Here is a 25,740-nt window from a genome sequence, read left to right as displayed (position 1 = left end):
GGCGCATGACGCGCGGTGGATCAAAATCGCGGCCCCAAGAGCCGGAACGCAAGTGCATCGCCACGGGCGAAAGCCAGCCAAAGGCGGGGCTGATCCGCTTTGTGGTGGGGCCTGACGGCATGGTGGTGCCTGACCTTCTGGGCAAGCTGCCCGGGCGGGGCATTTATGTGGCTGCCAACCGGGCGGCCATTGCCACGGCGATCAAGAAAGGGCTGTTTTCGCGCGCTGCGCGCCAGCCCGTGACGGTGCCGGATGGGCTCCTGGATCTGCTCGAAAAGGGCTATGCCGACCGGGTGGTTCACCTGATCGCCATGGCACGCAAAGCAGGTCAGGCGGTGGCCGGATATGAAAAGGTCAAGGACTGGCTGGCCAAGGATGAGGCCAAGGTTCTGATCCAGGCAATTGACGGGTCCGACCGTCAGAAATCGAAATTACGCCCCCCTCGGGAGCGTGACCGTTACATCAACTGCCTGACCGGGGATGAGCTCGGATTGGCGTTTGGACGGGAAAATGTGATACATGGTGCTCTTGCGGCTGGTGGTTTGGCCTCTCGTGTTGTAGAGGAAGCCAAGAAATTGACAGCCATGCGGGCGCTAGACAGCGGCGGTGACAAGGGTCACCGGAAAGGTACGAAGACCAGATGAGCGATAACGACGGCAAAAAGACCCTCGGCCTGCGCGGAAGCCGCCCAGGTCAGGTGAAGCAGAGCTTCAGCCACGGGCGCACCAAGAATGTCGTGGTCGAAACGAAACGCAAACGCGTTGTTGTCCCCAAGCCGGGTGCAGCTGCGGGGGGTGCTGCCTCGCCCGCAAAAGGTGATCCCAAGAAACGCCCCGGTGGAATTTCCGATGCGGAAATGGAACGCCGCCTGAAGGCGCTGCAGGCTGCCAAGGCCCGTGAAAGCGAAGAGGCTGCCAAGCGTGCGGCTGAGGAAAAGGCCCGCGAGGAGGAGCGTCAGCGTCGCCGCGAGGAGGCCGAGGCCAAAGAGCGTGAAGAACGTGAGCGCGAAGAGGCGCTGAAAGCCAAGGCTGAGGAAGAAGCCCGCAAGAAACGCGAGGCCGAAGAGGCCGCCAAGCGCGCCAAGGCGGCTCCGAAACCGGATCCGGCTGCAGCGCAGGCTGCTGAGGCACGCACTGCCAAAACCCCCTCTTCGACCACCCGGTCCAAGAAAGATGATCGTGGCAATGCCGACGCCGCCCGCCAGAACCGCGGCAAGGGCAAAGGTGACGACAACCGTCGTTCAGGCAAGTTGACGCTGAATCAGGCCCTGTCCGGTGATCGTGGTGGCCGCCAGCGGTCGGTTGCCTCGATGCGCCGTCAGCAAGAGCGTGCCCGTCAGAAAGCCATGGGCAACGTTGAACGTGAAAAGGTCGTGCGTGATGTGCAGGTGCCTGAGGCCATCGTGGTGTCGGAGCTTGCCAACCGTATGGCGGAACGCGTGGCGGACGTGGTCAAGTCGCTCATGAAAATGGGCATGATGGTTACGCAGAACCAATCCATTGATGCGGATACTGCGGAACTGATCATCGAAGAGTTTGGCCACAAGATTGTGCGCGTTTCGGATGCTGACGTTGAAGACGTGATCGATCAGGTGGAAGACAAAGAGGAAGACCTGCAGCCGCGCGCTCCGGTTATCACCATCATGGGCCACGTTGACCATGGTAAGACCTCGCTTCTGGACGCCATTCGCGATGCGAAAGTGACCGCAGGTGAAGCTGGTGGCATCACCCAGCATATCGGTGCCTATCAGGTGAAAACCGATGATGGCGTCACGCTGAGCTTCCTCGACACGCCGGGTCACGCGGCCTTTACCTCGATGCGCGCCCGTGGGGCCCAGGTGACGGATATCGTTGTTCTGGTTGTGGCCGCGGATGACAGCGTCATGCCGCAGACGATCGAAGCCATCAACCACGCCAAGGCCGCTGAAGTGCCGATGATTGTGGCGATCAACAAATGCGACAAACCCGCTGCTGACCCGGACAAGGTGCGCGCTGAACTTCTGCAACATGAAGTGATCGTTGAGAAAATGTCGGGTGAAGTGCAGGATGTTGAAGTGTCCGCCATCACCGGTCAGGGTCTTGATGAGCTTCTGGAAGCGATTGCACTGCAATCTGAAATCCTTGAGCTTAAGGCCAACCCGGATCGTGCCGCCGCAGGCGCCGTGATCGAAGCCCAGCTGGATGTTGGGCGCGGTCCGGTCGCCACCGTTCTGGTGCAGAACGGGACGCTGAAACAGGGTGATATCTTTGTTGTGGGTGAACAGTGGGGCCGTGTGCGTGCGCTGGTCAATGACAAGGGTGAGCGCGTGAAAGAAGCTGGTCCGTCAGTGCCGGTTGAGGTGCTTGGCCTCAACGGGACCCCGGAAGCCGGTGACGTTCTGAACGTTGTGGAAACCGAAGCACAAGCCCGCGAGATTGCAGAATATCGCGAACAGGCGGCCAAGGACAAACGCGCCGCCGCCGGTGCTGCGACCACGCTGGAGCAGATGATGGCCAAGGCGAAAGCCGATCAGGATGTGGCGGAACTGCCGATCCTGGTGAAGGCCGACGTGCAGGGCTCTGCCGAGGCGATCGTTCAGGCGATGGAAAAGATTGGCAACGAAGAAGTGCGCGTGCGCGTGCTGCACTATGGTGTGGGCGCGATCACGGAAACCGATATCGGCCTTGCCGAAGCCTCGGGCGCGCCGGTGATCGGCTTTAACGTTCGTGCCAATGCGCCGGCCCGCAACAGCGCCAACCAGAAGGGTGTTGAGATCCGTTACTACTCGGTCATCTATGACCTTGTGGATGATGTGAAATCGGCGGCCTCAGGTCTTCTGTCTGCGGAAGTGCGCGAAAACTTCATCGGTTACGCCGAGATCCGCGAAGTGTTCAAGGTCTCGGGTGTCGGCAAGGTTGCCGGCTGTCTGGTCACCGAAGGTGTGGCCCGCCGGTCCGCTGGTGTGCGCCTGCTGCGCGACAACGTGGTGATCCACGAAGGCACGCTGAAGACGCTGAAACGCTTCAAGGACGAGGTCAAGGAAGTGTTGTCGGGTCAGGAATGCGGTATGGCATTTGAAAACTACGACGACATCCGTCCGAATGATGTGATCGAGATCTTCGAACGCGAAGAGATCGCCCGCACCCTGGACTGATCCGGATGGATGGATACCAACGCAAAAGGCGCCCCGCTGAGGGCGCCTTTTTTGTTTCAGTTGCTGTATTCAGTCAAAGGTAAAGATCGGTTCTCCGCATTTCGCGCCAGGCTTCTGTTGTCAGCTTTTCCCAAAACGCTTTACGTGACGCGGGCCGGATATGTCAGGCCGCTTTATCCTGCGTCACGGGATGCCCGACCATCAGCCTGCCATCAACACGCAGCACCATGCGCCCATCTGTCAGTGTTTTCACATATTGGCCCTGTGCCATGATACGGCTGCCAATCATAATTGTTCTCAACATGACCACATCCCCCATAGTCATTCTGGCGCCTTTGGAAAACGCGTGGCATGCGTTTGCTCCGAAAGGCCGCAATATTGAATCTTTCACGTTCTATCGGTTTTCCCGGGTCTCAGGATGAAACCAATATGCTTTAGATTGATGACACCAGTGTAGTCTGAAACCTAGCATTGTGTAGGATTTTCTTAAAATTCGCTATTTTTGGGGATATTGAGCGAAATTTCGCGCCAATCCGGGGATTGGCAGCGATTCTCGGGGGGCCGGGTCACAACCAGTCGCGCAAAATGGGAATCAACGGCAGGTCCGCTGGCGGCATTGGATAGTCGCGCAGGGCTTGCGGGCGCACCCAATTCAGCACCTGTCCCTCACGGGGATGCGGCTGCCCGTTCCATTTGCGGCAGGCAAAAACCGGCATCAGCAAATGGAAATCATCATAGGAATGGCTGGCGAAGGTCAGGGGCGCAAGGCAGGACGACCAAGTGTCAATGCCCAGCTCCTCGTGCAATTCGCGGACAAGGGCGGCTTCCGGCGTTTCCCCTGGCTCAACTTTGCCGCCGGGAAATTCCCAAAGACCGGCCATGGATTTGCCTTCCGGACGCTGTGCCAAAAGGACCCGCCCGTCAGCGTCAATCAGGGCCACGGCAGATACGAGGACGGTTTTGATGCTCATCTGATTTTCCAAATACGCGGTAACAAAACCAGAATACTAGAAAACGAGTTTTCTGGTTTTGTTAAGCAAAGGTTAAAGCGTTTCGACGTTCACCTGAGACAGGGAAAAGTCGAAACGCCGGAAAAGATCTCAATGTCGTGGATGTTTCGGAATAAACATGTATCTCAAGTTTACCCCGAAACGCTTTAAGACCGGTAATCGGCGTTGATCTGGATATAGGCATGGGTCAGATCGCAGGTCCAGACCGTGCTTTTGCCGTCCCCAAGGCCGAAATCGACGGAAATCACGATCTCGTCCCCCTTGAAACAGGCCGCACCGTCTTCCTCGCGGTAATCCGGAGAGACCCAGCCTTTTTCCGCAACCAGCACATCGCCAAAGGAAATCGACAGCTTGTCGCGTTCCGCATAAGCGCCGGATTTTCCGATCGCCGCCACGATGCGGCCCCAGTTCGGATCCTCACCAGCGACCGCGGTTTTGACCAAGGGGGAGTTGGCAATGGCCAGTGCGTGGGTCTTTGCGTCGGCGTCGTTCCTAGTGCCGGTCACGCGAATCTCGACGAATTTGGTTGCCCCTTCGCCATCGCGCACCACTTGATGCGCCAGATCCAGCATCACCTCGTTCAGCGCGGCGCGGAAAGCCTCGTTGCTCTGGTCAACCTCGATGTCAGACGCGCCCGTTGCCGCCAAGAGCAGCGTATCCGAGGTAGAGGTATCGCTGTCCACCGTGATGGCGTTGAACGTGGTGTCGGTCAGGTCTGACAGCATCGCCTGCAGGTCATCCTGCGCCACTTTCGCATCGGTGAAGATGAACACCAGCATGGTGGCCATGTCCGGGGCAATCATGCCGGATCCCTTGGCGATACCTGCGATATGCACGATGCGATCACCGATTTTCACCTCGGCCTTGGCGCCCTTGGCAAAAGTATCAGTGGTGCGGATCGCCTGGGCGGCGCTTTCCATCGCATCCGGAACCAGCAACCCCGTCAGTTCATCAATTTTGGCAATGATCCGATCATGCGGCAGCGGTTCCCCGATCACGCCGGTAGAGGCGGTGAACACGCGGTTGGCCGGGACGTTCAGCGCGTTTGAAACCGCCCCGGTGATCGCCTCGACCGAGCCTGTGCCTGCAGCGCCGGTAAAGGCGTTGGAATTGCCCGCATTGACCAAAAAGGCCGCACCTTCAGCCGTATCTCCGCCCAGCTTGGACTGGCAATCCAGAACGGGAGCCGAGCGGGTGGAGGATTTGGTGAAGGCACCGGCAATGGTGGTGCCCGGTGCGAGCTCCGCCAGCATCACGTCCAGACGGTCCGCATATTTCACACCGGCCTTGGCCGCTGCAAACCGCACGCCTGCGATAACCGGAAGGTCAGGAAAGCTGGCCGGTGCAAGCGGTGAGATTGCATTCACGTGGTTCTTTGCGGCCGCAAGCTTCTTCTTCAGCTTTTTGACCTTCTTTTTCAATGCTTTGATCTGGTCTGACTTGCCCATGATACTTCCCTTTATTTCCCGAGCAGGGACAGGTTGCCAAGTGTTTCGGGATCTACGGTTTCGAGGTCGATCCGTTTGATCGTGGCCGCTTCGAGAAGGCCTTGCACCGCCTGTTCAACCGCGTCGTTTTCGATTTTCGCGGCCAGTTCCTCACGCACTTCATCAAGGGTGGGGGCGCCTTTGACGCGACTGTCATTCAGCTTGACCACATGCCAGCCAAACTGGGTTTCAACCGGGGATGAGATCTGACCGGGCTCAAGGGCCACTACGGCCTCTTCGAACGGCTTGACCATCATACCGGGACCAAACCAGCCCAGCTCGCCGCCATTGGGACCCGATGGGCCGGTGGAGAACTCTTTGGCCAGTTCGGCGAAATCCGTGCCGGCTTCCAGTTTGGTGACCAGCTCCTTCGCGGCCTCTTCGGTCTCAACCAGAATATGTGAGGCGTTGTATTCCGGGCTCGGCTCGGCGTCGGCAAAGACCTCATCATAAGCAGCTTGAAGGGCCTCTTCGGTGACGGCGGTTGCGATCACCGCGTCGATTTTTTCTTCGGCCACCATGGCGCGGCGCTGGTTTTCAAGCTCCAGCTCGGCGCGGCGGCTGAGTTCGCCCATGGCCTGCCCCAGAACGGTCTGCTGGATCACCTGTTCCAAAAGCCCCTGCAGCAGCACTTCGTTGGGCAGGGTCTGATATTGCTGTGGCAACGCCTGACGGGCGACGATCAGGTGGCCAAGGGTGATGTCATCGCCATTCACTGTGGCCAGAACGGTGGACCCGGTGGCGTCAATCTTTGCCACTTCCGGGGTCTCCTGCGCGTCGCTTGCAGTTTCTTGTGCAAGGGCCGGAACCGCCAGCATGGCAGCGAGGGCGGTTCCCAGCAGGATTGCGTTGCGTTTGACCATGGAATTCTCCTTCCAAGCGCGCCGGGGGCCCCGGCAACATTGACTATTTTGCACCTGACGCTTACATCGCTTTGAGGCTTGAGTGCGCTGGTTCTCATGCCCCTAGATAGGGGGCAGAGCGGGGACGGGCAAGAACCCTCTGGTCTGACCAGCGACAAACCGTATTGAGGCACAAAAATATGCTTGGAAAAATCGCGCGCGCCGTGTTTGGCACCCCTAATGATCGCAAGATCAAGGCGATCCGCCCGATCGTGGCAAAGATCAACGCGCTTGAAGAAGAATTTGCAGCCCTTTCGGACGATGAGCTCAAGGCAAAGACCGAAGAATTCAGATCCCGCGTGGCGGAGGGCGAGAAACTGGATGCCCTGCTGCCCGAGGCCTTTGCCAACTGTCGCGAGGCGGCCCGGCGTGCGCTGGGGCTGCGCGCCTTTGACACCCAGCTGATGGGTGGGATTTTCCTGCATCAGGGCAATATCTCGGAAATGAAAACCGGTGAGGGGAAAACCCTCGTGGCGACCTTCCCGGCCTATCTGAATGCGCTGAGCGGCAAAGGTGTGCATGTGGTGACGGTGAACGATTACCTTGCGCGCCGGGATGCTGAATGGATGGGCAATGTCTTTGCTGCGCTGGGCATGACCACCGGCGTGATCTATCCCCAGCAGGAGGACAAGGAAAAGCGCGCCGCCTATGCCTGTGACGTGACCTATGCCACCAATAACGAGCTGGGCTTTGACTATCTGCGCGACAATATGAGGTCCGACCTCAAGGAAATGGCGCAGCGCGGTCACAATTTTGCGATTGTCGATGAGGTGGATTCGATCCTGATCGACGAGGCACGCACGCCGCTGATCATTTCCGGTCCGTCCGAAGACCGGTCCGAGCTTTACGTGACCATCAATGGCCTGATCCCGGAACTGAGGGAAGAGCATTACACGCTGGATGAAAAAGCGCGCAGTGCCACCTTTACCGAGGAAGGCAACGAGTTTCTGGAAGAGCTGGTGCATGTGAAGGGGCTGCTGCCGGAAGAGCAGTCGCTTTATGACGCGGAAAGCACCACCATTGTGCACCACCTGAACCAGGGCCTGCGGGCCCATAAGCTGTTTGCGCGCGACAAGGATTACATCGTGCGCAATGGCGAGGTGATGCTGATTGACGAATTCACCGGCCGGATGATGGAGGGGCGTCGCCTGTCCGATGGCCTGCATCAGGCGATCGAAGCGAAAGAAGGCTGCAAGACCCAGCCGGAAAACGTGACCCTCGCCTCGGTGACGTTCCAGAACTATTTCCGCCTTTACGACGTGCTGTCCGGCATGACCGGTACCGCACTGACCGAGGCCGAGGAATTTGAAGAGATCTATGGTCTGGGTGTGGTGGAAGTGCCCACCAACCGCCCGATTGCCCGGATTGACGAACATGATGCGGTGTATCGGACCAGCGCCGAGAAATACCAAGCCATCGTGGAAGAGATCAAGAAGGCGCATGAAAAGGGGCAACCGACCCTGGTCGGCACCACCTCGATCGAGAAATCGGAATACCTGTCGCAGCTTCTGGATCAGGCCGGTGTGAAGCACGACGTCCTGAATGCTCGCCAGCACGAGCGTGAAGCGCAGATCGTGGCGGATGCCGGTAAGCTTGGCGCCGTGACCATCGCCACCAACATGGCTGGCCGCGGGACCGATATCAAACTGGGTGGCAATGTCGAATTCAAGATCATGGAAGCGATTGAGGCCAACCCGGAGGCGGATCCTGCTGATATCCGGGCACAGGTTGAAGCTGCCCACAAGGATGATGAACAGGCGGTGAAGGATGCAGGCGGTCTGTTTGTGCTTGCGACAGAGCGCCACGAAAGCCGTCGGATCGACAACCAGCTGCGGGGTCGTTCGGGGCGCCAGGGGGATCCGGGGCGCTCGGCGTTCTTCCTGTCGCTTGATGATGACCTGATGCGGATCTTCGGTTCTGAACGTCTGGAAAAGGTGCTCTCGACCCTGGGTATGAAAGAAGGCGAAGCAATTGTTCACCCTTGGGTGAACAAATCGCTGGAACGCGCGCAGGCGAAAGTGGAAGGGCGCAACTTCGACATCCGCAAGCAGCTGTTGAAATTCGATGACGTGATGAACGATCAGCGTAAGGCGATCTTTGGTCAGCGTATGGAAATCATGGAGGCCGAGGACCTGTCAGAAATCGTGTCTGACATGCGTCACCAGATGATTGACGATATGGTGGATGGCTATCTGCCGCCGAAATCCTATGCGGATCAATGGGATACCGAGGGCTTGTATGCGGCCGTCATTGAAAACCTGAATTCCGATCTGCCAGTGATCGACTGGGCAAAGGAAGAGGGGGTGGATGACGATGTGATCCGCGAACGGCTTTGTGACGCCTCGGACGAAATGATGGCCAAGAAAGCCGCTGATTTCGGTCCCGAGAACATGCGCTCGATCGAAAAGCAGATCCTGTTGCAGACCATCGACACGAAATGGCGTGAACATCTCCTGACGCTGGACCACCTGCGTTCGGTTGTCGGGTTCCGCGGGTATGCCCAGCGTGATCCGCTTAATGAATACAAGAATGAGGCGTTCCAGCTGTTTGAAAGCCTGCTGGATGGCCTGCGTCTGGATGTGACCAAACGCCTGTCGCAAATTCGCCCGATGAGCGAAGAAGAGCAGGCGGCCATGATGCAGCAGATGATCCAGCAGCAGCAACAGAACATGGCGGCAGCGGACGCGGCTGAGCAGGCGATGGAACAGTCCCAAATTCAGGAGGCTGAAGGGTTTGACGAAACGAACCCGGCCACCTGGGGCAACCCGTCTCGTAATGATGCCTGCCCTTGCGGATCGGGCAAGAAGTTCAAGCACTGTCACGGCAAATTCTAAAACTGTTATTTTTCAATAGCTTAGTTTTTTATTGCAAAGCATAAAATGTTCTGCAAATGTTATGCAAACGGCAGTTTGTATAGGATGTTGAGCATTTGTTAGGCGAAAAAGACGCGGCTTATGAAGAAAAGCTGTTGGATGGAAAGGTGCTGTTGTTCACACGCAATGGCATTTTCCAAGTTCGTTTGTACAAAGGTAAGCGTCAGTACATCTACAAAAGCCTGAAGACACGAGACTTAGCCAAAGCACGTGATTTGGCTGTACGTGCCTACTACGAGTTAGAGTTTCGCAAAGAAGAACAGTTACCACTACAGATTAAACGGTTCAGTGACGTACTTAACGAGTACGAAAGACTGCGTGAGAGCCAAAACAAGCGTGGTACTTATCGTCACAGCAACAAAGCTAATCAACAACAAACCAGTGACTATATGCTGCGTCAGATACGGCGTGTGAGCAAGTTTTGGCACGAGTACTGTGGTAAGAAGCCTGTTGATAAAGTGGATAATGCACTACTGCGTGACTATGTGGATTGGCGGCGTGACTACTATCGCAGAATGCCAGCGAATAAACGCCCACGTAATCACAGCATAAATCCTGCTGATAAGACACTTGAGTGGGAAACTACATTTGCACTCACTGTAATCAAGTTCGCACATGAACGTGGCTATAGGGGCAACAAGCCACTGCCCACGTTTAGGCACAAGGCACAGCGAACCAAAACACGTCCAGCGTTCACGTTGGCTGAGTACAGCCGTTTGTACAAAGGCATACGACGTTGGATGCATGAAGAGAAAGATAACGCTCGTTGGCGTTATACACGTGAGCTGCTGCGTGACTACGTGCTGATATTGGCAAACAGTGGAATGCGTGTAGGTGAAGCTAACAACCTACGTGTGGGTGACATTGAAAGCTTTACAGACGAACGTGGACGTGAAAACTATGCGTTTACAGTAAATGGTAAGACAGGAAAGCGTTACGTTATCCTGCGAGCCAGTGCCAAACGCTATGTAGATAGAACCTTAGAACGCAATGCACGTTGGCAGGAAACGTGGGATAAAGCGGCACAAAAAGGTGCTAAGAACCATAATCGTAAAACAGCTGAACACGACGATTGGCTGTTTCGAATGCCAGACGGCAACAAAGTTATCTCACTCATAGACCAGTTTAACGAAGTGCTTAAGCGTGAAAATCTCATGCATAACGCTGACGGTGAAAAGTACACACTTTATAGCTTGAGGCACTTTTACGCCGTTCAGATGCTAAGGCGGGGCAAAGTGAACGTGTTTGATATTGCACGTAACATGGGCACCAGTGTGCAGATTATTGAAAGTTACTATGGTAAACACGCAACGGCACAGGAACTTGCTACGCGACTAGGTGGATAAATACTTTGCCCAAAAAGGGTTCTAGTACTGAAAAATTTGAGCTGCAAAATCTTGTGGTGGAGTACTTACAGTTTTGGGGTGGTGATTTTGCACCTATATGTAGGAGTATTGTATGAGTGAACGTGAGGAAATGCGTCGATTGATAGATGTGATTGAACGTGGAGTTATGAGTGCCAGTGTTGAGCAAAATGTTGAAGACTTAAAGCTGTTCGCCAACACCGCAAGTTTCATAGCCAACAAACTGGAAGTGAAGCTCAAACAGAAAAAGGGCAAAACTAAAGCACGACGATTTACACCAAATGTACCCAAGTTGCCCGTGCCTAAGCCAAACACAGCGGGAAACAAACCCAAGCCCGCAACAGCTACCAATGAGCCTGCGTTACCCACAGCACGTCGCACAGCAACAAGTAGCACGGATTTTGAACGCTTACGCAGTGTCAGTCCACAGCAGCCTGTAACTCCTAACAGCACGGTTGGCTCAATAGGCTAACTCGCGTTTTTATGTCAAAAGTTCACGGTTTTTGCGTTTTGAAGTTGCAAAAATTTCTGATTGACTGTGGGGCAGAGAGGCATAGTTCAAATAGTCCTATCCAACTAACTCAACAGCAGCACGTAGCTTGTTGTCGTTTACGTCTATGTAACGCTGTGTGGTGCTTAAGTGCTTGTGACGGGCAAGTACCTGTACAACACGTGCATTGACGCCCTTGTCAGCCAGTTCCGTTACAAACTGTCTACGCCCACTATGGCTGCTAGCACCTGCTATGCCTGCAAGACGATACAGGCGTTGAAACAGGTTCACTGTGGTTTGTGCTGTAAATCCTCCACCTTTAGCACTGTACAGCAACGCTGCACTGGGCTGTGCGACACGCTTTGGGTATGCAGCAGCGTAGCGTTGGAGTTGGGCACGTAGACGGCGATTTACAAGCACTGTGCCCGTGTCGTTTCCCTTCGTCTGTGCAGCTGACAAGTAAATGGTGTCGCGTGGTTCACCGTTGGCTTCAAATACGTCACCCACTCGCAGTGCAGCTATTTCGCAAGCACGTAGCCCTGCATAGAAGCTGAGTGCTACAGCTGTGTGGTTACGTGTGCTGTGACGAAGGCTGTTGATTACAGCACTCAAGCGTCGAAATTCCGCGTCAGTTAAGAGTTTGGCTTGTTTCACGTTTGTGCCCCTAAATGTGTGGTTTTACTGCGTTTGAGTATAAAGCCACACAATAGTTTGGACGACGATTAAGACAGGAAACACTAAGTCTTTGTTATCGAAATGAATTGGCGAAAATGTTAGGGATTACATATTCTATAACATTTCAGCTTCGTAGTAACTCAACACGCTTGAGCGTATGTTGCAACACTTGCTCTGCTGTTGGAACTGGCAGCTCTTCTTCCTCAAAGCACTGCGTAATGAACTCCATAGTACGTTCCACAAGTAGCTGGATGTGTGCTGGCGAGCATTGAGCGTCGTCTTCTATGTCAAATTCATTGAGCTCCAATACAGCTAGGGAGCACCAAAGCAGTGGCTGGTGTCTGTACTCGTCTAATCCATCTGCCATAAAGCACCTCCTTATGCTGAAAGCCTAGTGCATGGACTATGCTAGTGCCAAGTGTTGTTCGCGTAAGTAGCCGTCAAGTAGGGCACCTGCACGTGCTAGCGAACGTCGTTGCTTGGATTGTATGCCTTCAGCGTTGGATAGCTTGGAGATTGTTCTAAGACAATGTGCAGCTGCCAACACGCTAAAGTCTCTACCCACGTGTGTTTGATAGCTGTACCAGTTTGGGTTCTTGCCTACATAGTCAGTGCTGAACTGTTCACGTGTACGAACCAAATCAGCGTCACGTAGTAGGCTGTATGTCTGCTCAATTAATGTCATGTGCTTGTCTCCTGTAGTGTATTTAACACCTACGCACAGCTGAGCGTTGCTCAGTGAATGTCTTTGTGTCTGTTGATGTGTTTTGTTTGATTGTTTCTTTGTATGTTTTGTTTGAGAAATACTAAGGATAAGCCCCGCCAGTCCACTTGGCGAAGCTGTACCCTAATCCAAAATGTGTTGAGCCTTAGGCTTGTTGTATGCCTCGCAATTCAACAAGTCGCTGCCTGAACTGCCTGCGTTCAGTTGTTTTTGTAATGTGCCTATCAACAGCCTCAGTGGCTCTAACCAGTTCTTCTATGCCTATGCGGTTTAATATTCTGTTTGCCTGTGCTGGGGTTTCAAATGTGGTGTAATCAATGTCTGTGGTGTTGTGACGTGAACAGCGTAACCCTGTCATGTCGTCACGTAGCCACCACGTTTCCTTTGTGTTGTAAGCACTAGCAGCAGAGTTGCACTGTGTAGGTGTTATCCAGCTGTATCCGTACGAACTGGTGTAACGGTGAAAGTTCACCCACAGTGCTGACACTACTGCACAGAACAGGGTGGTACTGATAGGAGCACGTGCAACGAAGTGCATATGCGTGTTGTCACCAAGTTCGCCACCTTCAGTGAAGCACCAACGCTCTACGCACACACCTTTGTCAGCTGCACGTCCAAAAAGCACTCTGTCCAACTTGTGCCAGTATGCACCATACAATGCTTCTGCTGTGGTATTACCTATCGCAGTGCCCTTGTTGAACTTGAGAACACCCACTGTGTCGTAGTTGCCTTTCGCTAGTTCCTGTTGCCAAGCTGTTTGTATCTGTCTGTTCCAGTTCATGTTTTCCTACCTTCTACGAAGTATTTATCTTTGCGGGCAAAGGCGTTGGAAAAACTGGAGTACACTTGAGACTTGCCAAGTTGGTTTCCACATAGGACTGTACTCACAAGCAGCACAGGTGCTGTGGAACATAGGGAGACACCAATGAGCAAACTTGAAGAACTGCTAGCTCAGCAAGAAGCACTGGCTGCTGAGATTGAAGCTGCAAAAAAGGCACAGAAAACAGAAGATTTGAAGACTGTGCGTCAGCTGTGCAAAGCACATGGTTTCACAGCCAATATGCTAAAAGGCTATTTGGCTGAAGGGCGTAAACCACGCACTGCAAAGAAGTAATTTGATAAGGAAAAGCACTCGTGTACGAAGCCGCGTTTAGAAACATTGACGATACACTTTGGAAAGACGCTGGTTGCAGCAGCGAACTTGACTACATTGAGCAGACAAGTTGGGTGCTTTTCCTCAAATACTTGGACGACTACGAAGCTGAAAAAGAAACAGCTGCACTGCTGAATGGTGAAGCCTACAGCCGTATCATTGACGGTGAATACCGTTGGCAAGAATGGGCTGCACCGCGTCGTACAGACGGAACACTGGACTATAACACAGCACTCACTGGCGACGACTTGCGTGAGTTTGTTAATCTCAAGCTGTTTCCATACCTAGCCAGCTTCAAACAAACCACAGACAATCCACGCAGCATCAACTATAAGATTGGCGAAATCTTCAGTGAGTTGCGTAACAAACTGCAAAGTGGCTACGCACTGCGTGACGTTATCAATAAAGTAGACGAACTTAAGTTCTTAAGTAACGCGGACAAGCACGAGTTGAGCAGCTTGTACGAAGATAAAATCAAAAACATGGGCAATGCTGGGCGTAACGGTGGTGAATATTACACGCCACGTCCGCTTATCAAAAGCATTGTGAAGGTAGTTAATCCACAGATTGGTGAAACTGTTTATGACGGTGCTGTGGGCAGTGCGGGCTTTTTGTGTGAAGCTTATGACTGGATGCGTAACAGCAAAGAGCTGAGTGCAGCAGAATATGAAACGCTGCAAACCAACACGTTCTACGGCAAGGAGAAGAAAAGCCTAGCCTACGTTATTGGTATTATGAACATGATACTGCATGGCGTAGAAGCACCTAACATCGTACACGCCAACACGCTGGCTGAGAACATCGCAGACATTCAGCAAAAAGACAGGGTGGACGTAGTACTAGCGAACCCGCCTTTTGGTGGCAAAGAACGTGCTGAGATACAGCAGAACTTTCCAATCAAAACCAGTGAAACAGCTTATCTGTTCCTACAGCACTTTATCAAAATTCTTAAGACTGGTGGACGATGTGGTGTGGTTATCAAAAACACGTTCCTCAGCAACACAGACAACGCAAGCGTAGCACTACGCAAGCAGCTGCTTGAAGAGTGTAACCTGTTCGCTGTGCTGGATTTGCCTGGCGGAGCGTTTTTGGGAACGGGCGTTAAGACTGTTGTACTTTTCTTTGAGAAGGGCAAACCAACTGAACGTGTTTGGTACTACCAACTCAATGCGGGTAGAAACATGGGTAAGACAAACCCACTTAACGAGCGTGACTTGGCTGAATTTGTGGACTTGGCTAAGACGCAAGAGCTGGGTGAAAACAGCTGGTGCGTAGACGTAGAAAAACTGAACACAAGCACTTGGGATTTGACTGTGAACAATCCCAACCGCGTTGAAACAGTTGATACGCGAACACCGCAAGAAATCATTGCAGAGATTGAAGAACTTGACGCACAGGCTGCACTAGCATTGCAAGCGATTAAGGAGTTGCTGTGATGTGGAAGACAGTAAAGCTTGGTGATATTGCCAACCTCTATCAGCCCAAAACCATCACCAAAAAGGAGATGTCTGAAGACGGTGAATATCCAGTTTACGGAGCTAATGGCGTAATAGGTAAGTACCATAGCTACAACCACGAGGACTCTCAGCTTGTGATTGGCTGTCGAGGAAGCTGTGGGGAAGTCAACGTAACGCAGGGAAAGTGTTGGATAACTGGCAATGCGATGGTTATCCAGCCCAAAGATGTGGTTATGAAAGAGTACTTGCACTACTTTCTTCTACAAAGGCACATAACCAACGCGGTAATAAGTGGAACTGCACAACCACAGATTACGCGAAAGTCTTTAGCGCCAGTAGAAGTACGACTCCCCCCACTCGTAGAACAACAACGCATCGTTGCCAAGCTAGATGCTGCGTTTGCGGAGATTGATAGGGCGATTGAGGTACAATACCAGAAATATTCCGCAGGCAAAGCACTTGAAGCACAAGCTATGTCTGGTTGGTTGGCAGAAAACGCTTCGCAATACGATATCCTAACCATCAATAAAGCCATAGAACATGGATGGCTTCAGGCTCCATTTGATGGTAACCATGGAGAAATACATCCAAAGGCAAAAGATTATGTAAGTTCTGGCGTTCCTTTTTTGATGGCTTCTGATATACGACACGGTAACGTTGATTTAGAGAATTGCAAGTTCCTCTCGAGAGCATTAGCGGACACCCTTAGGAAGGGCTTCGCAGAGGATAAAGACGTACTCCTTACTCATAAAGGTACAATTGGGGAAGTGGCAATTCTGTCCTGTAACTGTGACTATGTAATGCTCACTCCTCAAGTAACTGCGTATCGTGTGCTTGACGCACAAAAATTGTCTCGAGAATTTTTGTACTACCAATTTCGCAGCGAGTATTTTCAGAAGCAGCTCAGAGAGATTGCTGGTATTGGAACCACTCGTGCATACATCGGAATTACACGGCAAAGAGAATTGAATTTCTATGTGCCGTCAATCGAGTTACAAAATGCTGCTGTAAAGCTTATGCAGACGGTTGAGCCCAGTGTGAAGGAGCTTTCACGTGTATCCATTGAGAAGATTGAGAATTTAAGTCATCTGAAAGCAGCAATCCTAGCACAAGAGCTGCAACGAAGTGAGGCTGCATGAACGAGAGTGATACACGTGCAGAACTGATTGACAAACAGCTTGAGGCAGCTGGTTGGATAACCAGTGCAGAGACTGGTGTGCGTGTTAGGCGTGAGTACAACATTAACGCTGGCGAAATCCGTGCCAGTGGTATTCGCACAGGTATGCTCAAAGCTGACTACGTGCTTGAGTACAAGAACATCAAACTGGCTGTTGTTGAGGCTAAGAGCAACGAACTTGATGTCAGTGAGGGTGTGGCACAAGCAAAGCTCTACGCACAAAAGTTACGCTTACATACCAGCTTCGCCGCCAACGGCAAAGAAATCTACGAAATAAATCACAAAGCAAGAACCGAAGGTAAGGTAGAACAGTTTCCAACGCCACAGCAGCTTTGGGAACGTACCTTTGGTGAAGCTAACGAGTGGCTAGAACGCTTTAACGCTGTTCCGTTTGAAAACATGAACGGAATGAAGCAAGCACGTTACTACCAAGAGCTTGCAGTTAACCGTGCTGTTGAAGCGATTGCCAAAGACAAACAGCGTGTGCTGCTGACGTTGGCAACGGGCACAGGCAAGACTTTTATTGCATTTCAAATTGCTTGGAAGCTGTTCAAAAGCCGCTGGACGCAACAGAAAGACGGTAAAAGGCAGCCACGTATTCTGTTCTTAGCTGACAGAAACATCCTTGCTAACCAAGCATACTTGGATTTTGGGGCGTTTGATGCAGCTGCACTAGTACGTATAAATCCCAGTGACATTGCCAAACGTGGTGAAGTGCCAAAGAACGGCAGCGTGTTCTTCACCATCTTCCAAACTTTTATGAGTGGTGAAGAAGGTAAGCCGTACTTTGGTGAGTATGAGCCTGACTTCTTTGACATTGTGATTATAGACGAATGTCATAGAGGTGGTGCCAACGACGAAAGCAGCTGGCGTGGCATATTGGATTACTTCAGCAGTGCGGTACATTTAGGGCTGACAGCAACACCTAAGCGAACAGACAACGCTGATACCTATGACTACTTTGGCGAGCCTGTGTTCACCTACAGTCTTAAAGAAGGGATACAGGACGGTTTCTTAACACCGTTCAAAGTCAAGCGTATCCAAACAACCATAGACGAATATGTGTACACCAGTGACGACGAAGTGCTTGAAGGCGAAGTAGACGAAGGACACGTGTACACAGAAGCAGACTTCAATCGTCGTATCATTATTGAAGAACGCGAACGCAAGCGTGTGCAGGATATGCTTGCTGCTATCAACAAGAACGAAAAAACTATCGTGTTTTGTGCGAACCAAGCACACGCTGGCTTGGTGCGTAACTTGATTAATCAAGAAGCTAAGAGCAACAGCGTAGACTACTGTGTGCGTGTCACTGCCAACGACGGTGCGATTGGTGATACTTACCTAAAGCAGTTTCAAGACAACGATAAGTCAATCCCAACCATCCTTACCACAAGCCAGAAGCTGACAACTGGTGTAGATGCTAGAAACGTTCGAAACATCGTACTGCTACGTCCTGTGAACAGCATGATTGAATTCAAGCAGATTATTGGGCGTGGTACGCGGCTGTTTGAGGGCAAACATTTCTTTACAATCGTAGATTTTGTGAACGCTTATCACCTGTTTAATGACGCTGAGTGGGACGGTGAACCTGTAGAGCCAGAACCCAAAGAACCACGTACACCAAAACCACCAACACCTGGCATTGAGGGTGGAACTGACGGCGGCGAAGATGAACCGCCAGCTGTACCCAAGCTGCGTATCAAACTCAGTGACGGCAAAGTACGTGAATTGCAGAGTATGAGCAGCACTTATTTCTATGTAGATGGCAAACCCATAAGTGCCGAAGAGTTTCTCAAACGCCTGTTTGACACGCTTAAACTGCCACAGTTGTTGGGCAGTGAAGAGCAGCTGCGTAGACTTTGGGCAAATCCAATGACACGTAGGGAACTGTTGAAGAAGCTGGAAAGTGCAGGTTGCCACAAAGACGACTTGGAGAAGTTGCAAGAACTTATCAACGCACGAGATAGCGACTTGTTCGATGTGTTGGAGTACATAGCATACGCTAAAGCACCAGTGAGCCGTGCTGCACGTGTAGAAACCAACAAAGACAACATCTACAATCTGCTTAACCTACAGCAGCGTGAATTTGTTCAGTACGTGCTACGCAACTATGTGAACATAGGCGTTGACGAACTTGATGTGGGTAAGCTGAGTACTGTGCTCACAGCCAAGTACGGTAGCATTCATGCTGCACAGCAAGCGTTGGGCACTGTGCAAGACATACAAAAGACGTTCGTAGACTTTCAGCAGCACTTGTATGCAAGTTGACTGGGAGCAGCTAGTTGAGCGAATGGTATGATAGCCAAAAGAAGCCAAGCAGCGATATTCGTAAGCTGCTGCAAGAACGTATTGAGCGAACTAACCCACGTAGAGAAACGCTCACATATGAAGAAGCCAAACGTTTGAACAAGCTGCAAGCGATAGCTGATAAGCTTAAGCGTGGAGAAAACGTGCAAAATCGCCAACTAAAAACATGGCTGAGTGAAGATGAATATGCACAGATAGCGGTGCAATGGACGGAACAACTTGAGCTGCGACAAGAACTCAAAGACAAGCCAGTTGAACTAAGCCGTTATGAAGAGAAATTACGTCAAGCAACGTTCAACTACAATCGTGCTGAAGGATACAGTAACAAGGGCAAGCACAGCACTGCGAAGCGTTTCTACTCAAAGAGTGAGACATGCTGTGAACAGGCTATAGAAATACTGCACGAAATTTTGCACGTTAATCCATATCTTCAAACGTGGTTTGACAGATACATTAGCTTTGATGCTGAAGATGGCATTGGTGCAGATATAGTATCTTTACCACGTCTCGTAACTTCTCGCAGTCACGACCGTTTGCGTGAAGATAGCCGTATTCAAAGCAAACAAGCAGTGAAGTTAAGCGTCGTTGAGCAGGCGATTTACAGCATAGGAAGAAACTAATGGGCATCGTTTACGTTCTAACTAACCCTGCCTTTGACAGCTATGTGAAAGTTGGGCGAACCATTGACTTGGAACAACGATTGAAACAGCTGGACAATACAAGTGTGCCTTTGCCCTTCCGCTGTGTGTTCGCTATCGAAGTTGAGGACGATGTTAGAGTTGAACGCCTTGTTCACCAAGCCTTTGCAGATGTACGTGTACGTACAACACGCGAGTTTTTTGAGATAGACGCACAGCGTATTATATCTGCTCTACAGCTGACAGCTGGGCGTGATGTTACACCGCGTGAAGATATTGCTGAAGATGCTGAAGGAATCGAAGCGTTAGAGCGAACTGTCGCCAAACGAAAGTCATACTCATTTGCAGATGCACGGATATCCGTTGGCGATGTACTAGTCTATGCACGAGATGAGAGTGTAACTGCAACTGTAGTAGCTGAAAAGAAGATTGAGTTTGAAGGTGAAGTTACCAGCTTGAGCAAGGCTGCTTTAACCATGCTTCATAGGCAAGGGTACAAGTGGCAACAGGCAAATGGCTGGGCATATTGGATGAAGGACGGCGAAACGCTTAGCGAACGGGTGGAACGTTTTTTGAATAGAGAGGAAGAGTAATGAAAAAAGCCTGCACCGTAGTGCAAGCTTTTTTGGATACCTAAAAATTTGTGAACTTTAGAAAGTCTAGGCTTTACATCTAAACTTACCGTTCTTCCCTGTGTGTTACGATAATTTTGAATGTCTGATTTATTAGGAGCAACAGAAAGCAAACGACTTTCAAACCCGCTTGTAGACAGACGACACAAATCACGTAGACGATAATACCCTTCTAAACTCTTTACACTCGCAAAGCCAAGTGATTTCCAATAGTCAATTCTGTCTAAAACTCGCTTAAATGTCAGCTCAATTTCAGTCGCCTCACACTGGTTGATAAGATGTTGATAGAGTGCCTTAGCGATGCCCATTCTTCTGAACTTAGGCAACACGTATACGACATTGATGACAACCTTTCCATTGCAACGTTTTAACTCTGCAAAACCTGCGTACTTATTATCACTTATGGCTATTACTAACTCACCGTCTTTTGCCGCATCCTCTAAGTCACTTATACTTGCGTAATCTAAAGCAAAATCACCTGCTGCAATGTAGTCTTTATACCAATTTTTTCCCATTTTGTAAGCAGCTTCAATATCACGTGCTGAAGCCGCTTTTCGAAAATTGACTTTCTGTTCGTGCTCAATGTTAAAGTTGTGCTTAGCGTACATATCATCTCCATTTTCTGTGCGTTGCTAATGGAGATAATTTACCAATGACTACTGAATCATTATTCCAACGAGCTTTGGTGTGTTTGATGTGTGTCAGACAAATCGACAAAAAAACAGCAGCCGTTAAGCTGCTGTTTTTAATGTCATAGTTTTATTCAAAGTTTCGCAGACACTCGTCAGCGTATACAGTGTTGCCGTCACTGTCTGTTACTTCGTACCACCAGTCAGTGCTTGTGTTGTAACCACCGTCCATTACTTGCAGGTGTACTGCCACATTTACTGCCTCAGTGCTGTTTTCAAATGTTTGCACAGTGGTTTCGTTGAGTATATTGCTAAATTTGAGTTGATACATGTTCGTTTACTCCTTTGTTTGAACATGTATTTTTTTACCTTGCTTTTTGCTCTTTGTAGTCCAACCTACATCAGAAACTTTGATGGTTGTCAGACAAATGAAACGCTACTTCATTAGCCACGCACCACGCTTTGGAAGTTACAAAGCTCCAGTTCATTGGAAGGTTGAACAGTCACCATATTATTTTTGGTGGTTGGCTCTTTCGTACGCGGCGGAAAATCGTGCAAGGTTTGGTGTCATTGACGAGGATGTGCTAAAGGATTTTGGACAAGTTGAACGCGGTGTTGATAAGCATATCGCTTTCACTCAATGGTGGACGGAACGAGTGTCAAAAGTGGAAAGACGAGGTGAGTTCCTCTTTGCTGAGCCGTTGACTGGTGCAAAGACTCATGTTGTGGAAAGTGTTTCGCAAGCTGAGGATGCTTTGCAGGGGAATTCAAACATTCTCATTAGCATCAATGTCAATGAGCAAAGAAAATTTATTGATGCAGGTATTGACAGGATACTGCGTAAGTACGCTAGCTTTGAGAAGGGAAGAAACGTTAAGAATCCAAAACGCAGCAATGCACGTTATAGCTTGAGTAAACCTGTTCAGGTAGAAGCGTTAGCTAGATATTTCCGCATTTTCGAACTTAAAGAAAGCCAACCAGATATTTCGAATTTTGAAGCGTTCAAACGGTTACGGCTTAAGTCTGACAAACAGGATGAAGAAACTGTTGGTGATTACACACGCAGAATTTCTACACTTGTATCACGCGATTATGGAGCAGCGAAGCGTATGGTGAGGAACGTAGGTAAGGGAATTTTTCCTTAGATTTTGGTAGGAATACTGAAAATTTGACTGCACACATAGTAACACAGATGGAGGTTACTATGAGCTTTATCCAATCCGTTACGCTTGCAGTGTACAAACCAGACGCAGTGCGTAGTCCTGTAGTACGTCGCAGAACCAAGCTTGCTGCGAAAATTGAAGAGCAAATCAAGCTCGCAATAGACAGTTCCTATCGTCCAACTAAGATTGTTTGGAGCAAAGGTGCAGACAGTACAGAACACAAAGTTGAACAGCCCAAGCGTATCAAACGTTGGTGGTTGGAAGCAGCGGACGGTAGCGTACAGTTGACAGTGCGTTACGGTGCAAAACCGTTGGAGTTAGCCAAAGGTAAGAATGCGATTGTATTAAAGAGCACTGACGAAGTTGAAGGTACGCTACGCAAGTTGTTATTGGCTGTGCTTGCTGGTGAGCTTGACGCAGTACTTGAGCAGCAAGTGGGTTTGACTAAGCCAATCCTTAAGTAAGCTTATGTGTACTGTACTGTCACCTTAATGTACGAGTTAGGGTGACAGTGAGACAGCGAATTTTCGTGTATTTTTGTTCAATGTTATCAATGGGTTGAGTGTTACACAGATGTTATGCGTTATGTTTGTGGTTACTAATAAAACAATAAAAACAGTGACTTAGCGTTCACCAAAAGAGTTCAAGCATTGCCACGGCAAACTCTGAGCTTTCCATAACCGTTTCATGACACGCCCCGGTGCCTTCCCGCGCTGGGGCGTGTTTTTGTTTCAGATCTGGCAAAAATAAGACGTGATTGTTTAGTGTTGTGAAAATAAAGCAAAAAATCCGTTCAGAAAATCTTAAAACTCCTCAGAACCTCCCAAAAACCGGCACAATCCCCTGACATCTTTAGGCTGAACAAAACTCATGGGAGGCCATCATGCGAGAGCTTTTGGGCCAGCTGAAAGAGATTGACCTGAAAAGCATTGATTTTCAGGGACTGAAAAAGATCGACCTTCAGGGGATCGACAAAAAAACGCCTTGGAACGGCAGCAGCCACTTTGGTGATTGCGCTGGGGGCTGGGTATTATATGCAGAACGGACAATCCCAATCCCAATCGCAGGTTGCGGGCCCAGTTGTGCAGCCTCAGCCGGTGCAAACCGCTTCAGTTCTGCCAACCCCGGCAGTTGAGGCGCAGGCCGAAGCACAGGTTGAGGCATTGGCGCCCGAGGCTGACCCTCTGCCGCAAGTTGCTGAGGTTGACCTGGCCGAGGATCTTCCTGATCCAGACCATGAGGTGACGCCCGCACTTGTGCAGCCGGAACCAAACGCTGTTGCCGAAACCCTGCCGAAGGTGGCGCCGCAGCCTGAGGAAAGCTTCGATGTCGCCGCGCTGGATCTCTCGCCAAGTGCCGAACCTGTTGTTGCGGAACCCGTGCCACTGGCAACCGATCACTGCACCCCGTCCCTGACCGGGCGGGTTGAGGATCTGGCGATGATGACGCTGACGGTAGAGGCGCCGTGCAATGCCAATGCAGAGGTGGAATTTTCGCATGAGGGGCTTCGCTTTACCGAATATCTGGACGAGGAGGGGCGCGTTGAGGTCACTGTGCCCGCGCTGACGCGTGACGCCAAGGTTTCTGCCTACCTCGCCGAGACCTCCGCGGCGCATCTTGAATTGACCGTTCCTGAGGCGGCGCAATATCGCCGGGCGGCTCTGGTTTGGCAGGGCGCCACGGGGCTTCAGCTTCATGCGTTTGAGGAGGGGGCAGATTATGGGGACGAAGGCCATCTTTGGGCGGACCATCCCGGTGGGTTGACCCGCACCATGGGTGGGCAGGGTGGCTTTGTCACCGTGCTGGGCTCGGTCGCGCAGGGCTATGCGGCGGATATCTATACCTTCCCGGCCTATATGATGCGCTCGTTGTCTGGTCCTGAAATGTCGATCGAGGCACATGTTCTGGAAACCACCTGCAACAGCGAAATCGAAGGGGTCTTCCTGCGTGCCAATGGTAAGGACCACCCCAGGGAAATGCCGGTCCGGATCGCAGCTCCCGGCTGTGACAGTGTTGGCGAATACCTGGTGTTCAGCGACATGGCGCAAGAATTGACAATCGCTCTGAACTGACGCGGAAAGTGCAGCTTGGCAACAGGCTGCACCTCGCCACTTCTGGGGCCTGTTGCCCCCGAAACAGTTGCGGCATACTTCGCCCCAGTTGAACCGGATCGCTCAGGGGCACATCATGACATATCTGCGTGCGGCCATTGGTGCCGCACTTTTTCTCGCCATGCAGGCTGGGCAGGCTGGTGCTAACGACATCTCGTTGATTGCACGGGATGGGGCGATGACGCTGTCCGGGAATCTTGTTGGGTATGATGGCGCGTTTTACCGGATCGAAACCGAATATGGGATCCTGACAGTTGACGGGTCCGGTGTGCGCTGCGAAGGGCCGGGATGCCCCAATCTGGGCCCTTATGTTGCTGATCTCGTGATCTCTGGCGCCCATGAAATGGCATCGGTTCTGAGCCCGGCTCTGGTTGAGGGGTTTGCGCTGCGTCAGGGTTATGCGTTGACCCGAGAAGAGCTGCCGGAAACCGCCCTGCGCTACACGCTTTATGAAGGCGATACCAATCAGGAAGCGGCGCGGATCGCGATCCGGGCAACCTCGTCCGATGAAGGGTTTGCCGATCTGTTGGGGCATGAAGCGGATATGGTGTTGTCCCAGCGTGAAGTGACCTCGCGGGAGCGTGTCATGGCCTATGAGGCCGGGCTTGGTGACCTGACAAGCCGCCGACAGGAACGTGTGCTGGCGCTGAATGCCCTGGTTCCGATCGTATCGCCGGGCAATCCCGTGCGCCGCCTGTCCATGGCGCAGCTTGCCGCGATTTACGCGGGCAAGATTAACAACTGGAAGGAGGTTGGCGGGGAAGATGCGCCAATCACACCCTATTTGCGGGCGCGGGGTGCCGGGTTCACACCAGTTTTTGCGCGCAAAGTGATTTCGGCACAGGGAAGCCAGATGTCCGAACGCGTTGTGTCACTGGGAAGCGACCGGGCCGTTCTGGATGCGGTTGCCCGTGACCCGTTCGGGATCGGGATCGCCGCCTTCACCAATCCCGGCAGCAATGAGATTGTGCAGCTCTCCGGGAGGTGCGGTTTTGGCGTCGATGCCAGTGAACTGGCCATCAAGGCCGAAGATTACCCCCTGACCACGCCAATGTATCTTTACCTGCCCGAACGCCGCCTGCCGCAGGTCGGGCGGGAGTTTCTGAGCTATCTGCGCAGTGATGCAGGTCAGCTGGTGATCCGTCGGGCGGGGTTTGTGGATCAGGCAATGTCCGTGGTGCCGCTGTCTCATCAGGGCGACCGGCTGGCAAATGCCATTGCAATGGCTGGGGAAGAGGTGACGTTGGAAGAGCTGCAACGCCTTTCCGGTTTTGTCACCCGGCAAAGCCGCCTGTCCCTGACGTTTCGATTTGAAGGCGGGTCAACGCTTCTGGATGCACCGTCGCGTTCCAATGTTCAGCTTCTGGCCCGGAGCTTGGAGGCAGGGCGTTTTGATGGTCGGCGCCTGAGCTTTGTTGGTTTCTCGGACGGGCAGGGGGCTGCGGCGCAAAATCTTTCGCTTGCCCGCAAGCGCGCGGAGGCGGTGCGTCAGGCCGTGCTGGCGGAAGCCGAAACTCTGGATCCCACAAGGGTGGAGACGCTGGTGGAAGCTTTCGGAGAGGCCCTGCCGATGGCATGTGACGAAACGGCGTGGGGGCGCGGTGTGAACCGTCGGGTGGAAATCTGGGTCAAGTGAGGTTGGATTGCGAAACAGCCCGCATGTCGCGCTATCTTAAAGCGTTTCCACAAGACGTTGAAACAGATGTGTGTTCAAAATCCCGTTCGAGCGCAGCGAGAGGCAGGGAATTTGAACTCAGCCGAATGTGGAAACGCTCTGACGCGTTCCGGTTCGTGTTGGATCACAGCCGTAAC

The 25,740-nt window shown here is 51.8% G+C and carries 25 protein-coding genes; 16 read left to right on the top strand and 9 right to left on the bottom strand.

Annotated features, from left to right (window positions below):
* The first annotated feature begins 5 nt into the window (after window positions 1–5).
* Both XMD517_RS10535 and infB read left to right on the top strand, forming a co-directional pair.
* Window positions 6–644 (top strand): RNA-binding protein, encoded by a 639-nt coding sequence (locus XMD517_RS10535; protein ID WP_055187185.1) that lies wholly within the window; start codon window positions 6–8, stop codon window positions 642–644.
* Window positions 641–3,133 carry a translation initiation factor IF-2 gene (infB, locus tag XMD517_RS10530; protein WP_173487862.1) on the top strand — a complete coding sequence of 831 codons (2,493 nt, stop codon included), beginning with the start codon at window positions 641–643 and terminating at the stop codon, window positions 3,131–3,133. The genes XMD517_RS10535 and infB overlap by 4 nt, the downstream gene beginning before the upstream one ends.
* A gap of 163 nt (window positions 3,134–3,296) precedes the next feature.
* Here infB and XMD517_RS10525 read toward each other — a convergent pair whose 3' ends face one another.
* The 4 genes from XMD517_RS10525 to XMD517_RS10510 form a co-directional block, all read right to left on the bottom strand.
* A complete protein-coding gene (locus tag XMD517_RS10525) occupies window positions 3,297–3,437 on the bottom strand; it encodes a hypothetical protein (RefSeq protein WP_173486229.1) in 141 nt (46 codons plus the stop codon).
* Between the two features lie 262 nt (window positions 3,438–3,699).
* Window positions 3,700–4,098, bottom strand: a complete 399-nt coding sequence (mutT, locus tag XMD517_RS10520; RefSeq protein ID WP_368493335.1) for an 8-oxo-dGTP diphosphatase MutT — start codon at window positions 4,096–4,098, stop codon at window positions 3,700–3,702.
* Window positions 4,099–4,289: 191 nt separating this feature from the next.
* Window positions 4,290–5,591: a bifunctional glutamate N-acetyltransferase/amino-acid acetyltransferase ArgJ gene (argJ, locus tag XMD517_RS10515; protein ID WP_173486227.1), complete on the bottom strand. Its 1,302-nt coding sequence runs from the start codon at window positions 5,589–5,591 to the stop codon at window positions 4,290–4,292.
* An 11-nt stretch (window positions 5,592–5,602) separates the two neighbouring features.
* Window positions 5,603–6,493 (bottom strand): peptidylprolyl isomerase, encoded by an 891-nt coding sequence (locus tag XMD517_RS10510; protein ID WP_173486226.1) that lies wholly within the window; start codon window positions 6,491–6,493, stop codon window positions 5,603–5,605.
* A 179-nt stretch (window positions 6,494–6,672) separates the two neighbouring features.
* On the opposite strand from XMD517_RS10510, the gene secA reads away from it, so the two are divergent.
* The 3 genes from secA to XMD517_RS10495 all read left to right on the top strand — a co-directional run bounded on the left by secA (window position 6,673) and on the right by XMD517_RS10495 (window position 11,241).
* A complete protein-coding gene (gene secA, locus XMD517_RS10505) occupies window positions 6,673–9,366 on the top strand; it encodes a preprotein translocase subunit SecA (RefSeq protein ID WP_173487863.1) in 2,694 nt (897 codons plus the stop codon).
* A gap of 95 nt (window positions 9,367–9,461) precedes the next feature.
* The gene (locus XMD517_RS10500; protein WP_173487864.1) at window positions 9,462–10,751 is read left to right on the top strand and encodes a site-specific integrase; all 1,290 of its coding nucleotides are present in this window, start codon (window positions 9,462–9,464) and stop codon (window positions 10,749–10,751) included.
* A 112-nt stretch (window positions 10,752–10,863) separates the two neighbouring features.
* Window positions 10,864–11,241 (top strand): hypothetical protein, encoded by a 378-nt coding sequence (locus XMD517_RS10495; protein WP_173487865.1) that lies wholly within the window; start codon window positions 10,864–10,866, stop codon window positions 11,239–11,241.
* A 96-nt stretch (window positions 11,242–11,337) separates the two neighbouring features.
* On the opposite strand, the gene XMD517_RS10490 is transcribed toward XMD517_RS10495, so the two are convergent.
* The 3 genes from XMD517_RS10490 to XMD517_RS10480 form a co-directional block, all read right to left on the bottom strand.
* Entirely contained in the window at window positions 11,338–11,913 is a 576-nt protein-coding gene (locus tag XMD517_RS10490) for a site-specific integrase (RefSeq protein WP_173487866.1), read from the bottom strand.
* 145 nt (window positions 11,914–12,058) lie between these two features.
* On the bottom strand, window positions 12,059–12,301 hold the full coding sequence (locus XMD517_RS10485) for a hypothetical protein (protein ID WP_173487867.1): 243 nt from the start codon (window positions 12,299–12,301) through the stop codon (window positions 12,059–12,061).
* Between the two features lie 502 nt (window positions 12,302–12,803).
* Window positions 12,804–13,439, bottom strand: coding sequence for a hypothetical protein (locus XMD517_RS10480; protein WP_173487868.1), 636 nt, complete (start codon window positions 13,437–13,439; stop codon window positions 12,804–12,806).
* Window positions 13,440–13,583: 144 nt separating this feature from the next.
* Here XMD517_RS10480 and XMD517_RS10475 point away from each other — a divergent pair, with 144 nt between their 5' ends.
* From XMD517_RS10475 to XMD517_RS10450, 6 genes are read left to right on the top strand one after another with little or no spacing between them, the layout of a single operon-like run.
* Window positions 13,584–13,772 (top strand): H-NS family nucleoid-associated regulatory protein, encoded by a 189-nt coding sequence (locus XMD517_RS10475; protein WP_173487869.1) that lies wholly within the window; start codon window positions 13,584–13,586, stop codon window positions 13,770–13,772.
* Window positions 13,773–13,792: 20 nt separating this feature from the next.
* Window positions 13,793–15,247 carry a type I restriction-modification system subunit M gene (locus XMD517_RS10470; protein WP_173487870.1) on the top strand — a complete coding sequence of 485 codons (1,455 nt, stop codon included), beginning with the start codon at window positions 13,793–13,795 and terminating at the stop codon, window positions 15,245–15,247.
* Window positions 15,247–16,407: a restriction endonuclease subunit S gene (locus XMD517_RS10465; RefSeq protein WP_173487871.1), complete on the top strand. Its 1,161-nt coding sequence runs from the start codon at window positions 15,247–15,249 to the stop codon at window positions 16,405–16,407. The genes XMD517_RS10470 and XMD517_RS10465 overlap by 1 nt, the downstream gene beginning before the upstream one ends.
* Window positions 16,404–18,716 (top strand): EcoAI/FtnUII family type I restriction enzme subunit R, encoded by a 2,313-nt coding sequence (gene hsdR, locus XMD517_RS10460; protein ID WP_173487872.1) that lies wholly within the window; start codon window positions 16,404–16,406, stop codon window positions 18,714–18,716. The genes XMD517_RS10465 and hsdR overlap by 4 nt, the downstream gene beginning before the upstream one ends.
* Window positions 18,717–18,730: 14 nt before the next feature.
* Window positions 18,731–19,375: a hypothetical protein gene (locus XMD517_RS10455; protein ID WP_173487873.1), complete on the top strand. Its 645-nt coding sequence runs from the start codon at window positions 18,731–18,733 to the stop codon at window positions 19,373–19,375.
* Complete coding sequence (locus XMD517_RS10450) at window positions 19,375–19,986, top strand: GIY-YIG nuclease family protein (protein WP_173487874.1); 612 nt, start codon at window positions 19,375–19,377, stop codon at window positions 19,984–19,986. The genes XMD517_RS10455 and XMD517_RS10450 overlap by 1 nt, the downstream gene beginning before the upstream one ends.
* On the opposite strand, the gene XMD517_RS10445 is transcribed toward XMD517_RS10450, so the two are convergent.
* Together XMD517_RS10445 and XMD517_RS10440 are read right to left on the bottom strand one after the other, a co-directional pair.
* Complete coding sequence (locus tag XMD517_RS10445; RefSeq protein WP_173487875.1) at window positions 19,875–20,633, bottom strand: GNAT family N-acetyltransferase; 759 nt, start codon at window positions 20,631–20,633, stop codon at window positions 19,875–19,877. The genes XMD517_RS10450 and XMD517_RS10445 overlap by 112 nt on opposite strands.
* Before the next feature lie 151 nt (window positions 20,634–20,784).
* Window positions 20,785–20,985, bottom strand: a complete 201-nt coding sequence (locus XMD517_RS10440) for a hypothetical protein (RefSeq protein WP_173487876.1) — start codon at window positions 20,983–20,985, stop codon at window positions 20,785–20,787.
* A gap of 97 nt (window positions 20,986–21,082) precedes the next feature.
* Between XMD517_RS10440 and XMD517_RS10435 the strand changes: the two genes are divergently transcribed.
* The 5 genes from XMD517_RS10435 (at window position 21,083) to XMD517_RS10415 (ending at window position 25,564) form a co-directional block, all read left to right on the top strand.
* Window positions 21,083–21,799 carry a hypothetical protein gene (locus XMD517_RS10435; RefSeq protein ID WP_173487877.1) on the top strand — a complete coding sequence of 239 codons (717 nt, stop codon included), beginning with the start codon at window positions 21,083–21,085 and terminating at the stop codon, window positions 21,797–21,799.
* Between the two features lie 59 nt (window positions 21,800–21,858).
* Window positions 21,859–22,281, top strand: a complete 423-nt coding sequence (locus XMD517_RS10430) for a DUF6641 family protein (protein ID WP_173487878.1) — start codon at window positions 21,859–21,861, stop codon at window positions 22,279–22,281.
* Between the two features lie 419 nt (window positions 22,282–22,700).
* Window positions 22,701–22,952, top strand: coding sequence for a hypothetical protein (locus XMD517_RS10425; RefSeq protein WP_173486224.1), 252 nt, complete (start codon window positions 22,701–22,703; stop codon window positions 22,950–22,952).
* Window positions 22,915–23,889 (top strand): hypothetical protein, encoded by a 975-nt coding sequence (locus tag XMD517_RS10420; protein WP_173486223.1) that lies wholly within the window; start codon window positions 22,915–22,917, stop codon window positions 23,887–23,889. Before XMD517_RS10425 ends, XMD517_RS10420 begins: the two co-directional genes overlap by 38 nt.
* Window positions 23,890–24,004: 115 nt before the next feature.
* Window positions 24,005–25,564: a phosphate ABC transporter substrate-binding/OmpA family protein gene (locus XMD517_RS10415; RefSeq protein ID WP_173486222.1), complete on the top strand. Its 1,560-nt coding sequence runs from the start codon at window positions 24,005–24,007 to the stop codon at window positions 25,562–25,564.
* Window positions 25,565–25,740 lie beyond the last annotated feature (176 nt).

It is taken from the genome of Aliiroseovarius sp. xm-d-517 (genome assembly GCF_013283135.1).
In the GTDB taxonomy this organism is placed as follows: Bacteria; Pseudomonadota; Alphaproteobacteria; order Rhodobacterales; family Rhodobacteraceae; genus Aliiroseovarius; species Aliiroseovarius crassostreae.
Note: the sequence above shows the minus strand (reverse complement) of the source record. Positions and strands in the feature narration are given on the sequence as shown.